The organism is Polaromonas sp. P1_F4, assembly GCF_056405675.1.
Window position 1 is genome coordinate 178,882 of record NZ_JBFUBP010000009.1, and the last position, 14,463, is coordinate 193,344.

At 61.2% G+C, this 14,463-nt stretch carries 12 protein-coding genes and 1 pseudogene; 8 read left to right on the plus strand and 5 right to left on the minus strand.

What is annotated here, in order from left to right:
• Positions 1 to 58: 58 nt before the first annotated feature.
• Positions 59 to 823 (minus strand): SDR family oxidoreductase, encoded by a 765-nt coding sequence (locus AC1DYQ_RS18215; RefSeq protein WP_477687958.1) that lies wholly within the window; start codon positions 821 to 823, stop codon positions 59 to 61.
• Positions 824 to 1,046: 223 nt separating this feature from the next.
• Between AC1DYQ_RS18215 and kynB the strand changes: the two genes are divergently transcribed.
• From kynB to kynA, 3 genes are all read left to right on the plus strand, one after another.
• Positions 1,047 to 1,706 (plus strand): arylformamidase, encoded by a 660-nt coding sequence (kynB, locus tag AC1DYQ_RS18220; RefSeq protein WP_477687959.1) that lies wholly within the window; start codon positions 1,047 to 1,049, stop codon positions 1,704 to 1,706.
• 10 nt (positions 1,707 to 1,716) lie between these two features.
• A complete protein-coding gene (gene kynU / locus AC1DYQ_RS18225) occupies positions 1,717 to 2,997 on the plus strand; it encodes a kynureninase (RefSeq protein ID WP_477687960.1) in 1,281 nt (426 codons plus the stop codon).
• A gap of 157 nt (positions 2,998 to 3,154) precedes the next feature.
• Positions 3,155 to 4,000 carry a tryptophan 2,3-dioxygenase gene (gene kynA, locus AC1DYQ_RS18230; RefSeq protein ID WP_477687961.1) on the plus strand — a complete coding sequence of 282 codons (846 nt, stop codon included), beginning with the start codon at positions 3,155 to 3,157 and terminating at the stop codon, positions 3,998 to 4,000.
• A gap of 39 nt (positions 4,001 to 4,039) precedes the next feature.
• Here kynA and AC1DYQ_RS18235 read toward each other — a convergent pair whose 3' ends face one another.
• A complete protein-coding gene (locus tag AC1DYQ_RS18235; protein ID WP_477687974.1) occupies positions 4,040 to 4,963 on the minus strand; it encodes a GlxA family transcriptional regulator in 924 nt (307 codons plus the stop codon).
• A gap of 82 nt (positions 4,964 to 5,045) precedes the next feature.
• Here AC1DYQ_RS18235 and AC1DYQ_RS18240 point away from each other — a divergent pair, with 82 nt between their 5' ends.
• The 4 genes and pseudogenes from AC1DYQ_RS18240 (at position 5,046) to AC1DYQ_RS18255 (ending at position 8,440) form a co-directional block, all read left to right on the plus strand.
• Entirely contained in the window at positions 5,046 to 5,723 is a 678-nt protein-coding gene (locus tag AC1DYQ_RS18240; RefSeq protein WP_477687962.1) for a DJ-1/PfpI family protein, read from the plus strand.
• A 27-nt stretch (positions 5,724 to 5,750) separates the two neighbouring features.
• Positions 5,751 to 6,731: a tripartite tricarboxylate transporter substrate-binding protein gene (locus tag AC1DYQ_RS18245; RefSeq protein WP_477687963.1), complete on the plus strand. Its 981-nt coding sequence runs from the start codon at positions 5,751 to 5,753 to the stop codon at positions 6,729 to 6,731.
• 170 nt (positions 6,732 to 6,901) lie between these two features.
• Positions 6,902 to 6,985, plus strand: a pseudogene (locus AC1DYQ_RS18250) (tryptophan 2,3-dioxygenase); the annotation flags it as partial.
• A 357-nt stretch (positions 6,986 to 7,342) separates the two neighbouring features.
• The gene (locus tag AC1DYQ_RS18255; RefSeq protein ID WP_477687964.1) at positions 7,343 to 8,440 is read left to right on the plus strand and encodes a hypothetical protein; all 1,098 of its coding nucleotides are present in this window, start codon (positions 7,343 to 7,345) and stop codon (positions 8,438 to 8,440) included.
• Positions 8,441 to 8,632: 192 nt separating this feature from the next.
• Here the strand turns inward: AC1DYQ_RS18255 and AC1DYQ_RS18260 are convergent, their stop codons facing one another.
• The 3 genes from AC1DYQ_RS18260 to AC1DYQ_RS18270 form a co-directional block, all read right to left on the minus strand.
• Complete coding sequence (locus tag AC1DYQ_RS18260; protein ID WP_477687965.1) at positions 8,633 to 9,838, minus strand: FAD-dependent monooxygenase; 1,206 nt, start codon at positions 9,836 to 9,838, stop codon at positions 8,633 to 8,635.
• Positions 9,838 to 12,726, minus strand: a complete 2,889-nt coding sequence (locus AC1DYQ_RS18265; protein ID WP_477687966.1) for an aconitate hydratase — start codon at positions 12,724 to 12,726, stop codon at positions 9,838 to 9,840. The genes AC1DYQ_RS18260 and AC1DYQ_RS18265 overlap by 1 nt, the downstream gene beginning before the upstream one ends.
• 105 nt (positions 12,727 to 12,831) lie before the next feature.
• A complete protein-coding gene (locus AC1DYQ_RS18270; RefSeq protein ID WP_477687967.1) occupies positions 12,832 to 13,245 on the minus strand; it encodes a hypothetical protein in 414 nt (137 codons plus the stop codon).
• Positions 13,246 to 13,397: 152 nt separating this feature from the next.
• Between AC1DYQ_RS18270 and AC1DYQ_RS18275 the strand changes: the two genes are divergently transcribed.
• The gene (locus tag AC1DYQ_RS18275) at positions 13,398 to 14,234 is read left to right on the plus strand and encodes a helix-turn-helix domain-containing protein (RefSeq protein WP_477687975.1); all 837 of its coding nucleotides are present in this window, start codon (positions 13,398 to 13,400) and stop codon (positions 14,232 to 14,234) included.
• Positions 14,235 to 14,463: the final 229 nt, after the last annotated feature.

Genomic DNA, 14,463 nt, shown 5'->3' on the forward strand with positions numbered 1-14,463 from the left:
CCTGGCTATGCGCCATGCATACCTTGAGCAATATGCGCCGGGCTCAACACAACATCCCTCAACCGCGGCCCACAAACGGCATCTTCGTGGCCATGATGGTCATGAACTGCACATTCGTTGACAACGGCAACGATGCCATGTGCACCACCGCATCGGCCACTTCTTTCGCATCCATCATCGGCTCAATGGCGATCTCGCCGTTGGCCTGGGGCACGCCCTTGGCCATGCGGGCCGCAAGCTCCGTCAGGGCATTGCCGATATCGATCTGGCCGCAGGCAATGTTGTACTTGCGCCCGTCCAGCGAGATCGACTTGGTCAGGCCCGTGATGGCGTGCTTGGTTGAGGTGTAGGGCGCTGAGTTAGGCCGTGGCGCGTGGGCGGAAATCGAGCCGTTGTTGATGATGCGGCCGCCCTGGGGCGACTGGTCTTTCATCAACCTGATGGCGGCCTGCGCGCAGAGGAAGGAGCCGGTCAGGTTGATGTTGACCACATTGGTCCACTGCTCAAACGTGATGTCTTCGAGGTTGACGGGCGGCGCGCCCACACCAGCGTTGTTGAACAGCAAGTCCAGCCGGCCGAACTTTTCCTTGACCTTGGCGAATGCCGCCGCCACGGAGTCGGGCTGGCTCACGTCGGTCGGCAAAGCCAGCGCGCGGTCTGTGCCCGACTCTTTGGCAACCTCGTTGAGCGGCTCGGCGCGACGGCCCACCAGCGCCACGCTGTAGCCTTCACGCAGCAGGGCCAGGGCCACAGCCTTGCCAATGCCGGTGCCCGCGCCGGTGACGAGTGCGACTTTGCCGCTGAACTTGTTCTCGGAATTCATGTTGTGCCTTTGTCTCTTTGAAGGGGTTGTAAAGGCGCTCTGGTCAATCGGTGCCGCAACGAGCGCTACAGCCTTTAATTGTGCCCGAGGCTGACGGGTTCCACAGGCCGCACCCGACGACTGCGCGGCCCGCTTTTGCCAGGTACTTTAGGTTTCAACTATTTTTGAGATTGTTGGAAATAACCGACACCACGGCTTTTTTGCCGGTGCTACCTTTGCACCCATGACAGCCCGCACCTCCGCTTCCACCACTTCACCACCGCGAAAACTCTGGGACATCTCACCGTCGGTGGATGAAAACGCCGCGGTGTTCCCCGGCGACACGGCCTATTCGCAGCAGTTGCATTTTTCACTGGCGCCGGACTGCCCGGTCAACGTCAACAGCATCACACTATCGCCCCACACCGGCGCGCATGCCGATGCGCCGCTGCACTATGCCAACGGTGAAACCAGCGTCGGCGAGCTCGACCTCGCGCCCTACCTCGGGCCGTGCCGCGTGATCCACTGCATGGACTGCGGCCCGCTGGTGCAGCCGGAACACATCGCCCATGCGCTGGAAAACCTGCCGCCCCGCGTGCTGCTGCGTACCTCAGCGGCAGCCAGTCAGTCATGGGGATCATTTACGGCCATAGCCCCCGCCACGCTTGCTCTGTTAGCTACCAAAAACATAGCACTTGTCGGTATTGACACGCCCAGCGTGGACCCCGCCACCAGCCAGGATCTGCCCAGCCACCACCAGTTGCTGGCGCACGGCCTGCGAGTGCTCGAAAACCTGGTGCTCGACGACGTGGCCGAAGGCGACTACGAACTCATTGCCCTGCCGCTCAAACTCACCCGGGCCGACGCCTCACCCGTTCGCGCAGTCCTGCGTGAACTTCCATGAAGACCACTCCATGACTACTCTGCAAGACTGCCGCGCCCTCGATGCGCAAGACCCGCTGCGCATGCTGTGCCGGCAATTCACCTTGCCCGAAGATGTGATCTACCTCGACGGCAATTCGCTGGGTGTGCTGCCCAAAACAGCCGCCGCTCGCGTCGCTGAAGCCGTAACGGCCGAATGGGGCCAAGGCCTGATCCGCTCCTGGAACAGTGCCGGCTGGTTTGAGCTGCCGCAACGCCTGGGCAACAAGATTGCCCGGCTGATAGGTGCTGCTCCCGGCGAAGTAGTGGCCACCGACAGCACCTCCATCAACCTCTACAAGGTGCTGAGCGCTGCACTGCACATCGCGGCCCAGGACGCGCCCACGCGCAAGATCATCGTCAGCGAGCGCAGCAACTTCCCGACCGACCTCTACATCGCAGAAGCCCTGTGCCGTGAACGCGGCTTTCGGCTGCGACTGGTCGAGCCCGAAGAGATTGCCGCCGCGCTCACCAGCGAAGTGGCCGTGCTGATGCTGACCCACGTGAACTACCGCACCGGCGCCATGCACAACATGGCCGCCGTCACCGCCGCAGCGCATGCAGCAGGCGTACTCACCGTCTGGGACCTGGCGCACAGCGCGGGCGCCGTGCCGGTAGACCTGAATGCGGCGAAAGCCGATTTCTCGATTGGCTGCGGCTACAAATACCTTAACGGGGGCCCCGGCGCGCCGGCCTTTGTCTGGGTCAACCCCAAACACGCCGACCGCTTCTGGCAACCACTCGCCGGCTGGTGGGGCCATGCGGCGCCATTCGAGTTCACGCCCGACTACCGGCCCGCCACAGGCATCTCCCGCTATCTCTGCGGCACCCAGCCCATCCTGAGCATGACGGCGCTCGAATGCGGGCTGGACACGGTGCTGGCTGCCGAAGCGATGGGCGGCATGCAGGCTTTGCGCAAAAAATCGCTGGCACTGACCGATCTGTTTATTCAACTCGTGGAGGAACGCTGCGCAGGCCACGGCCTGGGTCTGGCCACGCCACGTGAGCACGCAATGCGTGGCTCGCAGGTTTGCCTGACAAGAACTCAGGGCGCGTACGCCATCGTGCAGGCGCTGATCGCGCGCGGCGTCATCGGCGACTTCCGCGCCGGTGACGGCGATGTCGGCAAGCACCTCGACATCCTGCGCTTCGGCTTCACACCGCTTTACATCGGCTTTGAGGACGTCTGGAACGCGGTCGAGCATCTAAAGCAGGTGCTGGAAACCGCCGAATGGCAACAAGCCCAGTTCAATCAGAAGCACGCGGTCACATGATGACATGGGCCCCATGGTCGTCCACTGCGTGCAGTCTGCGGCTTCTCCCTGCCCCTTTCATCACAAGAGGGACCGCTGCGCCTGCGGCCCGGCAAAGCCGGTTCCGCGGCCCCTGCTTGTTTCAATACCCAGATTGCTTTTCCGTGAAAGATCATCCATGAACACACAACGGCCGGCAGACATCGTGCGCGACGAAAAAGCGCAACTCGACTTCAGTCAGTCGATGAGCTATGGCGACTACCTGCAGCTCGACGCGATCCTCGGCGCGCAAAAGCCGCTCTCGCCCGACCACAACGAAATGCTGTTCATCATCCAGCACCAGACCAGCGAGCTCTGGATGAAGCTGATGCTGCACGAGCTGCGTGCGGCAATAGCCAATGTGGCCAAAGACGAGCTGGGCACCGCTTTCAAGATGCTGGCCCGCGTGAGCAGGATCATGGAGCAGCTGGTGCATGCCTGGGACGTGCTGGCCACCATGACACCGCCCGAGTACAGCGCGATACGCCCTTACCTGGCCAACTCCAGCGGCTTTCAAAGCGCGCAGTACCGCTGCATCGAATTCGCGCTCGGCAACAAGAATGCCGCCATGCTCAAGCCCCATGCGCACCGGCCCGACCTGCTCGCACAGGTACAAGCCGCGTATGAAGCTCCATCGCTCTACGACGAAGCCCTGCGCCTGCTGGCCCGCCGCGGCCTGGCCGTGCCGGCCAGCCACACGCAGCGCGACTGGACGCAAGGCTATGCCGAAAGCGATGAGGTTGAGCAGGCCTGGCTCATGGTGTATCGCGACCCCAAGAAGTACTGGGACCTGTACCAACTCGGCGAAGAACTCACCGACCTGGAAGACGCCTTCCGGCTCTGGCGATTCCGGCATGTGACCACGGTGGAGCGCGTGATCGGGTTCAAGCGCGGCACCGGTGGGACCGGTGGAGTGAGTTATTTGCGCAAGATGCTGGATGTGGTCCTGTTCCCGGAGATCTGGAAGTTACGGACTGACTTATAGGCGCGATGGATACAGGTGGGGGACCCGGGGCTTTGGTGATCAGCAAGCGCCGCTGGCGCGATTACGCGCTGCGGCCGCTGTCCTGGAAATACCCCGGGTCGATCCGGTATGCCTCTGGACTTCCTTCCCCGACAGACGCCCTGAGCTGGCGAGGATTTCCGCCTGTTCACACCGCAAGCTGTTGAGTGCGGCTATGGGGCCCATACTGAAGTTTTCCGCAAACTTGCGCTGAAAAGTGCGCCGGGACATATTGCACATATCCGCCATCTCGTCGACGGACCATTCATGATCAAGCCGGGCCTGCAACAACTCGATCAACTGGCGAAATGGTGCAACGGCCCGATCCTGAATCCTCAGGGCCTGGCTGTACTGGCGCTGATCGCCGTCCCTGCGTAAATAGACAAGCAGCCGCCGCGCAACACGCTGCGAGATGTCGGCGCCATGGTCGCGCTCGATAAGGGCCAGCGCGAGGTCGATACCGGCGGTAACACCCGCCGTGGTCCAGTACTTGCCGCTTTCGCAGTAGATCTTGTCGTCGTTAACCCTGAGGTCCGGGAAGTCCCGCTGCAATCTCTCGGCGGATCGCCAGTGGGTGGTGACCTCCCGGCCACTCAACAGCCCGGTGGCGGCGAGCAGGAAGGCCCCCGTGCAAACGCTGCAGGTTCTACGTGTGGCCTGGTCTCTTTCCCGCAGCCAGTTGACCAATTGAAGATCGGCACATGCCGCATGGATACCGCCACCGCCCGGCACCACCATCGCATCGATCGGCAATGCCGCGGTACCCTCCAGATCATGGTCCACATGGATTTTCAGTGCACCATCGGCGCTCGTTACAGCGCCCTTTTGTGCCACGGTGATCAGGCGATACGCCGGAACGCCCACCTCTTCATTTGCCGTGGCAAATGCCTGCCACGGCCCGGCGAGGTCAATGGGCTGGAAGCCGTCAAACAAAAGAAATGCCACCCATTTTGGCGCACATTCGCCCGCTTTTGGCACTTGCCCTGCAGCACCTGGCCTTACCGTCAGCGTCTTAAGGAGGGTGTTCATGAAAGTTAATATTATTCTCTTCAATGCCTTGACACAACTTGATTTGACAGGGCCTTTTGAAGTCCTGGCACGTGTGCCGGGGGTGCATGTCGAGCTCGTAGGGAGGTCACTGGAGCCAGTCCGCTCGGACCGCGGCCTCATGTTGATACCCACCACGACCATCGCAAACGCACCGCCCTGCGACCTCCTGGTGGTGCCGGGGGGACCTGGAACCGACGACGCCATACTGGATGCCGAGTGGGTCAATTTCACCCGCCGGCAAGCAAAGTCGGCGAAGTACATCTTCGGCATCTGTACGGGCTCGCTGCTGCTCGGCGCCGCGGGCCTTCTCAAGGGCCGGCGAAGCACCTGCCACTGGCAGGCCATTGATTTTCTGCCGGCGTTCGGTGCCATCGTCACCAGAGAGCGCATGTGTGTGGACGGAAATATCTTCACTGCTGGCGGCGTGACATCCGGCATCGACATGGCCTTGAAAGTCGTCGCAACGCTGATGGGAGACGAAGCAGCCAAGCAAATCCAGCTCCAGATCGAATACGACCCCAAGCCGCCCTTTCCGGGTGGTACACCCTTTACATCGGAGCCGGCCATCATCGAGAAATGCCTGGCAGCGACTCAGGCGCGACGGGCCCTGCGGGCCTCGGCTGTCGGCCATGCGGCCCTTCGCATGCCAGCCTGAAAAGTACCGGTAACCCTGGAGAAACTTATGAGCAAGAAACTGTTTTCACTGGTTTTTTGGGCCTTGCTGGCATGCGGCATGGGCGCGCAGGCGCAAGGTGTTTACCCCTCGAAACCGGTGACATTGATTGTTCCCTACCCCGCAGGCGGTCCTATGGACAAGCTCGCGCGGGAGCTGGCCTTACCGCTGGAAAAGCAGTTAGGGCAATCCGTCATCATCCAGAACCTGTCAGGCGCCGGAGGCAACCTGGGCAGTACCATCGCCTTGCGTGCGACTGCCGACGGCTATACCCTGCTGTTGAACCACATCGGGATGGCGACAGCCCCTGCGCTATACCGCCGCCTCGGTTTCAACCCGGAAACAGATTTCGAACCTTTGGGCATCATGGCTGAATCGCCGCTGATGCTGGTGACGCGTCCACAGATAGCTACGGGCTCAGCGGTTGAGCTGGTGCGGTGGATAGCCACGCAACCACAGGTCAAGCTTGCCAACGGCGGCATTGGGTCGGCGTCACATCTGTGCGGCCTTCTCCTCCAGTCTTCGCTGGGCATCGGCATGACCACCGTTCCCTATCGTGGGACCGCTCCGGCGTTGGCGGATTTACTGGGGGGCCATGTAGACCTGATGTGCGATTTGACAGCCAATGTGCTCCCTCATGTATTTAACGGAAAAACCAGGCCCGTCGGCGTGACATCAGCCAAGCCGCTCAACGTTCCCGGTGCCTCGGCGATCCCGACGCTCGAGAAATTCGGGATTCCCTCCGTCCGGCTTGGCGTCTGGTACGGCTTGTATGCGCCGAAGAACACGCCTCAGGCGGTACAAACCAGAATCAACGCTGCTTTGCTGGGCGCAATCCAGACGGACGCATTCAAACGGGCACAGCTCGCTTCAGGAATCGATGTGGTTCGGGATGCGCGCAACACGCCCGCGGGTCATCGCGAATACTTGCGCAGCGAAATTGCACGCTGGACGCCGGTGATCAAGGCAGCAGGGGCGTACGCGGACTAGGGCTGGCCGGAAACGTAATCCATAACAACCGAAGAAAATCCAACATCTTCTCCCCCAACACCTTCATCGCCACATCCCGCCCCATCGCACCATCCCGCGGCCCACGGCATGCTGGCGGGCACCCGATCAGGTTGCGAATCAGCGTGCCGGCAATGGCGTAGGCCACCACCAGCAGCGGCATCGGCGGCGTCAGCTACCTGCGCAAGATGCCGGATGTCGTGTTGTTTCCCCAGATATGGAAGCTGCGCACGGATTTTCAGGAAATCCGTAAGAATAGTAGCCAGAGCCTTTGCAGGACGTGCGCAAGCAGCTACTATTTTTATAGCAAATACCATAACAAAGCGTTCCAGAAATCGCCATTTTCATTGTCGATMTACCATTGCAATGCATCATCCAGGATGACGCGAGTCGGGGGGGAAACCTCGAGCGCCGACTTTGCTTTAGGGTGATTCGATCCATGCTTGAACGCAATCCTGTCCCGTTGTGCCAGTCAAAATAGTCAGCGATACTTCGGCGGTCCGTTTCAATTCTTGACTGTATTTCACGATAGCTGCCCTTCCATCAGCAGACTTGTTCGTCTGTTGCCTTAAATACCTGCACCCATCTGATCCATGAATTTTTCGACGCTATCCAGGACCAAAAAGACTTTAGCGGCGCTTGCATTGCTTGTGTTTGCGCTCGCCTGTTTTTTTGCCAAGAACGATTTTGAATATTTCAAACACTACGTCTACGACTTTACGCACGAAGCGGATAGATATGCCGTGTTGGCGGATACGACAGGAAATACAACGGGAAATACAACGGGAGATGCGGCGGCAAGGGCTGTCGCCGAGTCAAAGACACTTGCCATTTTTACCGGTGATACCGGTCATATCACCAAGGGCAAGCTCCTGGATGCAAGCTACAAAAAAGAGTACGACCAGCTTCCTGAAAAACTCCACACCCTCAGTTTTGGTGAAACCATTTATTGCGCTACCTGCAAAGACGGCAAAGGCGAAAAGCAACGCGGGTACTCCGTGATTGAAACAAATACGCTGCAGGATCTGGAAAAGTATCAACCGAAGGTCGGCCAGGAAAACTGGAAAGCGTATTTAAAGCTCGCGATGAAAGGGGCTGTCGAATACCCCACCCTGCTGCCCGCCCTGCTTAATGACAACTACCTGATTTCAGCAGAAGACTTCAGCAGAAAATACGGCAGCGACTTCGATGCGTTTTATCTCAAGGAATTGCCGTACGGCGTCAAGGAAAAGCTTCTCGATTTCTATTCATCCGATGAAGGAGCGGCCTATCGGTTCGTGAATTCCGGAAATCTCAAATACTCAAGCCTGTTAAGGGAAGGCGATTTCAGCGGCCAGGACAAGAAAGAAATCGCCATTCTGCTCAAGGACACGCGGGAAGGACTGAACGATGCCTACCTCCTCCTGGTACTCCTCAGAAAGAACGATCCCTCCCTTCATCCGGAGTACTACATCGCATTTAACGAAGTTTTCCCAGGCAAGGTCATCATCGAAACTGTTTATAAAGACCCGGAAGAGCGGTGGGATCACAAGATTTTTATGAACACTGAAGAGAAAGTGGAAACCAGGTACAACAGCTTGAGAATTCTGCGGCCCGAACAGAGGGACGTTGTGCTGGTTTACGATGAAAAATTCGACAGGATGAGGAAGTACATACAAGTTCCAAAGTCCGAGAAAAACAAGATCCCGTGAATAAATAGCGACCGCATCCGCAAGCGTCCCCAAAACTTCACCCAGGCGTGACCGCGGTCCCGCGAATTTTTTCCCAGTCCGGGCGGAATTCCTTGCCGTCATGAAGCCCGGACCACAAATTGACGCACCGCCCGCGGTGAAAGCGCGTATCAACCGTGCAAGGCCTGCGCAAACAGCCGTCGTCCTATGGGCTCAATGCCCATCAAGGTAGGTTGGGCTTGCCCCGTAGAGCCAGGGCATATCCAGCAGCTTCTCACCCAACAGACGCATTGCGGTATCCCTGCCCCACCGTGACACCCCACTGGCGTGAAATATCTGCCCATTACGCAAAGCCCGCGCCTGCACGCGCGCATTGCGCTGCCAGCGGTTGAGCGCATAGCGCTGCATCATGGTGGGTACGTCAAACGCCGGATCCAGCGCCTGGGCCAAAACATGGCCTAGCTCGGCGGCGTCTTCGATCGCCATGCCGGCGCCTTGCGCGAGGTAAGGCCGCATCGGATGGGCGGCATCGCCCAATAAGGCCACACGGCCTACGGCGTGCTGATGGGCGCCTTGCATGGGCGGGCGGTCGTGCAGCACCCACAAGCGCCAGCCCCCGATGGCATCCAGTACTTCGCGCAGCGCGGCACAGCAGCCGGCCGTCGCCGCGCCCAGATCGGAGGTGTTGGCACTGTGGTCCCAGAGGTCGGCTTCGGCAGCGGCTTCACCCTGCACGATGGCCACCACATTGAGCCATTCACCGCCGCGCACCGGGTACTGCACCACGTGCATGCGCGGCCCCAGCCAGACCGTGATCTGCCGGCTCCTGAGCAATTCAGGTAGATCGGATTGCCGCACCAAGGCGCGGTAAGCCAGGTGGCCGGTGCGGCGTGGCAGACCGTCACCCAGCAGCTCCTGGCGCACTGTGCTCCAGATGCCGTCAGCACCTATGAGGGCGTCGCCTTCAATGCCAGGACCGTCGTCGGCCTGCACCGTGACGGCTTGCGCGGTCTGGCTGAAGGACTGCAGAGGCCGGCTCAGGTGCAGCCTTACGTCGGCATGCTGCTGCACGGCCTGCAGCAGCAGGCCGTGAAGGTCGGCGCGATGAATGGAGAGATAAGGCGCGCCATACCGCTGGACCATTGCCGCACCCAGGCCCAATTCACCCAGCTGCTTTCCGGACATCGCACTGCGTATCTGCAAGCGTTCCGGAAAGGCGGCCACGGCCTGCAGTGCATCAGCCAATCCCCAGCTGTGCAGTATCTTGACCACATTCGGGCCGAGCTGAATGCCGGCACCGACCTCACTGAACGCGCTTGCGCGTTCAAACAGGCGCACATCCCAGCCCGCGCGCGACACTGCCAGTGCAGCCGCGAGCCCTCCGATGCCGCCACCGGCTATCAGGGCTTGTCTGAACATCAAGCGAGCAACTGCCGCAGCACAAAAGGCAAGATGCCGCCGTTGCGGTAGTAATCCACCTCGATGGGCGTGTCGACACGCAGTATCACGGTCACTTCTTCACGCGAACCATCGGCGCGCGTGATGACCAGTTTGGCTTCGCTTTGCGGCTTGAGCTCAGGGTGCGGAATCACGTCAATGACTTCATTGCCGGTGAGCTTCAAGGTCTGCCACGAATCACCCGGCTTGAACTGCAGGGGCAGCACGCCCATGCCGACCAGGTTGCTGCGGTGGATGCGTTCAAAGCTGCGCGCCACCACGGCCTTGATGCCGAGCAGCTGCGTGCCTTTGGCGGCCCAGTCGCGCGACGAACCTGTGCCGTATTCCTCGCCGGCAAAGATCACGGTGGGCGTGCCTTGGTCCATGTACTTCATGGCGGCGTCGTAGATGAACATCTTTTCGTTGCCGGGCTGGAACAACGTGACGCCGCCTTCTTCGCGCGAGCCTTCCGCATCGGGCGGGATCATCAAATTCTTGATGCGCACATTGGCAAACGTGCCGCGCATCATCACGTCGTGGTTGCCGCGGCGCGCACCGTAGCTGTTGAAGTCGGCCTTCTGCACGCCGTTGGCCTGCAGCCAGAGGCCTGCCGGCGAGCTGGCCTTGATGGAGCCGGCCGGCGAGATGTGGTCGGTGGTGATGGAGTCGCCAAACAGCGCCATGATGCGCGCGCCCTTGACCGACACGCTGCCGGCCTCGCCCGCCTTCATGGTGAAGTCCTTGAAGAAAGGCGGCTCGGCGATGTAGGTGCTGGCCGGCCAGGTGTAAGACGTGCCTTTGACGCCCTTAATGTTTTCCCAGAGCTTGCCAGGCTCGGTCTTGACCTTGGCGTAATTGGCGCGAAAGGCCTTGCCGTTCATGGCGTACTTCATGAGCTTGTAGATTTCGTCGCTGGTCGGCCAGATGTCGCCCAGGTAGACGTCCTTGCCGCCCTTGCCTTTGCCGACGGGTTCGGTCATCAGGTCGCGCATCACCGTGCCGGCAATGGCGTAAGCCACCACCAGCGGCGGGCTGGCCAGAAAGTTGGCCTTGAGGTTGGGGTGGATTCGAGCCTCGAAGTTGCGGTTGCCCGACAGCACGGCCGCGCAGACCAGGTCGCTCTTGCTGATGGCCTCATTGAGTTCGGGCGTCAGGTCGCCGGCATTGCCGATGCAGGTGGTGCAACCGTAGCCGGCCAGTGCGAAGCCGAGCTTCTCCAGGTAAGGCAGCAGGCCGGTCTCGGTGAGGTACTCGGTCACGATGCGCGAGCCGGGCGCGAGCGAGGTCTTGATATGCGGCTGTACCTTCAGGCCCGCTTCCACCGCCTTCTTGGCCAGCAGGCCCGCGGCCAGCAGCACACTGGGATTGGAGGTGTTGGTGCAACTGGTGATGGCGGCGATCAGCACATCGCCGTTGCCTACCGTGATGCCGGGGGCGGAATGCACCACCTCGGTCTGTGCCTTGGCGGGCGCGTCGGTGGTGTTGCTGGCGCGTGCGTGCGCCAGCGTGGGGCGGTTGCCTTCCATCTCCATCACGGGGCGTGCGGCACCGGCCGGTGTGGGCGGTGCAGACGGCAGCGTGTCCAGCCGGCCTTCGTCGGTGCGGCGCACCAGGTGGCGGGTGTTGAGCATGCCGGCGGGCTGGTTAAAGCCGTTCTCGGCAATCGATTTGCTGAAGAGCGATTTGAACTGGCTTGCGACGTTGCCAAGCTCGATGCGGTCTTGCGGGCGCTTGGGGCCGGCCAGGCTGGGCGTGACGTCGCCCAGGTCGAGTTTGACCACGTGCGAATAATCAATCTCGCCGGCCTTGGCCACGCCGAAGAGGCCCTGCGCCTTGAAGTAGGCCTCGAAGGCTTCGATCTCTTCCTTGGTGCGGCCCGTGCCCTTGAAGTAGTCAATGGTTTTTTCGTCGACCGGGAAGAAGCCCATGGTGGCGCCGTATTCGGGCGCCATGTTGCCGATGGTGGCGCGGTCCGGCAGGGCCAGCGTGCGCGTGCCTTCGCCGAAAAATTCGACAAACTTGCCGACGACCTTTTCCTTGCGCAATTGCTCGGTCACACGCAGTACCAGATCGGTGGCGGTGACGCCTTCGCGCAGGCGGCCGGTCAGCTCAAAGCCGACCACGTCGGGCGTGAGGAAGTAGACCGGCTGGCCCAGCATGGCGGCTTCGGCCTCAATGCCGCCGCAGCCCCAGGCCACCACACCGATGCCGTTGATCATGGTGGTGTGGCTGTCGGTGCCCACCAGCGAGTCGGGGTAGTACACGCCATCCTTGCTTTTATGCACGCCGCGCGAGAGGTATTCAAGGTTGACCTGGTGCACGATGCCGAAGCCCGGCGGTACCACGCCAAAGGTGTCAAAAGCCTGCATGCCCCATTTCATGAACTCGTAGCGCTCGCGGTTGCGCTGGAACTCCAGCTTCATGTTGAGGTCCAGCGAATTTTTCTTGCCGTAGTAGTCGACCATGATGGAGTGGTCGACCACCAGGTCGACCGGTACCAGCGGCTCGATGGCTTTGGGGTTCTTGCCCAGCTTCAGCGCCACGCTGCGCATGGCGGCCAGGTCGGCCAAGAGCGGCACACCGGTGAAATCCTGCAGCACCACGCGCGAGACAACAAACGGGATTTCTTCGGTGCGCTCGGCCTGGGGCAGCCAGTGGGCCAGTTGCGCCACGTGTTCGGCCGTGACCTTTTTGCCGTCGCAATTGCGCAGCACCGACTCAAGCACGATGCGCATGGACACTGGCAGGCGGGAAACTTTGGGAAACTGTTTGGCGAGTTCCGGCAGGGAGTAGAACTTGCCGGTTTTGCCGGAGGCGGTCTTGAAGCTTTTGAGCGTGGAGGAAAAAGCGTGGGGAGGCGGTTTGGCCATGGCGGACTCCTTTTTATTGACGGCAGCCCCCATTCTGGCAGGCACTGCGGCCCCGTGGGAGTCCGGCGCCGCATACCCTGCCCCTCTACCGAGTCTTGTGCGTTCTCACCAGGCCGGCTGCGGCGCTGCGCGGCGCAAGCCGAAGTACTGCAGTTCGGCCAGCACCGCCACCGTCAGAGCCTGCATCACCACATAGGCCACACCCAGCATGGAGGGCGACACACGGCCGCTGGCCAGCATCAGCACGCAGGCCAGCGCCCAGCCGATATTGCCCGCCACCAGCGCCCAGATAACGCCACGCGGCAAAGGATTACGCGTTGAAACAAACGCAACGACTGCCGCATAGACCAGCAGGAACTCCCCGGTGTAGGCAATCAGCCCCTCGGGCAGGTTCAGCAAGCGGGCCATCGCAGCCGGAAAGGCGACCTGCAATACACCGCAAGCAATGCACGACAGCGCATCCACACGCAGCACATTGCGCAGGAAGTTGGGAGAGGAAAGGATGGAACTCGAAGACATGGCAAAACTCCTGAAAGTAGCAGCCGGTGATATTGATCAGCGCTCCGGGCCGCCGGTCGGTGCGCATGGAGGTCATCATTCCTGCGCAGCAGCGACCCGTCGATAACCTGGCAGGTAATGGAAAACTGCCCGTATCGCCTTACGATGTGATCATGACCGCCAGCACCCACCACCCCAGCCGCCCCGCGCAGCGCAGTGCGCCCCAGCCTTTTGGCGACCACCTGCGCCACTGGCGGCAGCACCGGCGCTTGAGCCAGCTGGACCTGGCCCAGGAGGCGGACATTTCGACACGCCATTTGAGTTTTGTGGAAACGGGGCGCTCGGTGCCCAGCCGCGAGATGGTGCTGCGCCTTTCAGAACGGCTGGACATCCCGCTGCGCGAGCGCAATGCGCTGCTGGTGGCGGCCGGCTACGCACCCATGTACCGCGAACGGCCGCTGAATGACCCCGCGCTGGATTCGGCCCGCCAGGCGGTGGAGCTGCTGCTCAAAAGCCATGAGCCCTACCCGGCGCTGGCGGTGGACCGGCACTGGAACCTCGTGGCTGCCAACCGCATGGTGCCGCACCTGATGGAGGGCGCCGATGCCTCGCTGCTGCAGGGGCCAGTGAATGTGTTGCGCCTGAGCCTGCATCCTTTGGGCCTGGCGCCGCGCATCGCCAACCTGCTGCAGTGGCGCGCGCATATATTTGAACGGCTGCGCCAACAGGTCGCGGCCACCGCCGACGCGGTGCTGGCGGCCTTGCTCGAGGAACTCAAGGCCTACCCGGTGCCTGACGAAGCGAAAAACGAACACCTCGAAGGCGAGCACCCGGGCGTGGTCATGCCTTTCCTGTTCAAGACACCCGCCGGCATGCTGAGCTTCATCAGCACGACCACCATCTTCGGCTCACCAGTGGATGTGACGCTGCAGGAGCTGGCGATGGAGACCTTTTTCCCGGCGGATGATTTCACGCGCCAGGCGCTGCACGCGCTGGCGGCGCAGAGCTAGCCGGATAGAGCCGTTCACAAAACCCAGCGAAGCGGTCCTGGCTAGGCGCGTCGCCGCAGACAGTGCTTAGGGCCTGTGAGCCCTGTGTTTGCAAGATGCGTTGCGAGTCAAAAAGGCCTTGAGCAAGGCGCAAAACGCAGGCGGGGCGAGCCCCGTCAAGGCTTTGCAACGCCGCGCAAGGCCTTTTTGATCGCAACCCGGAGGGAATGGGGTGAAAACGGCGCCACTC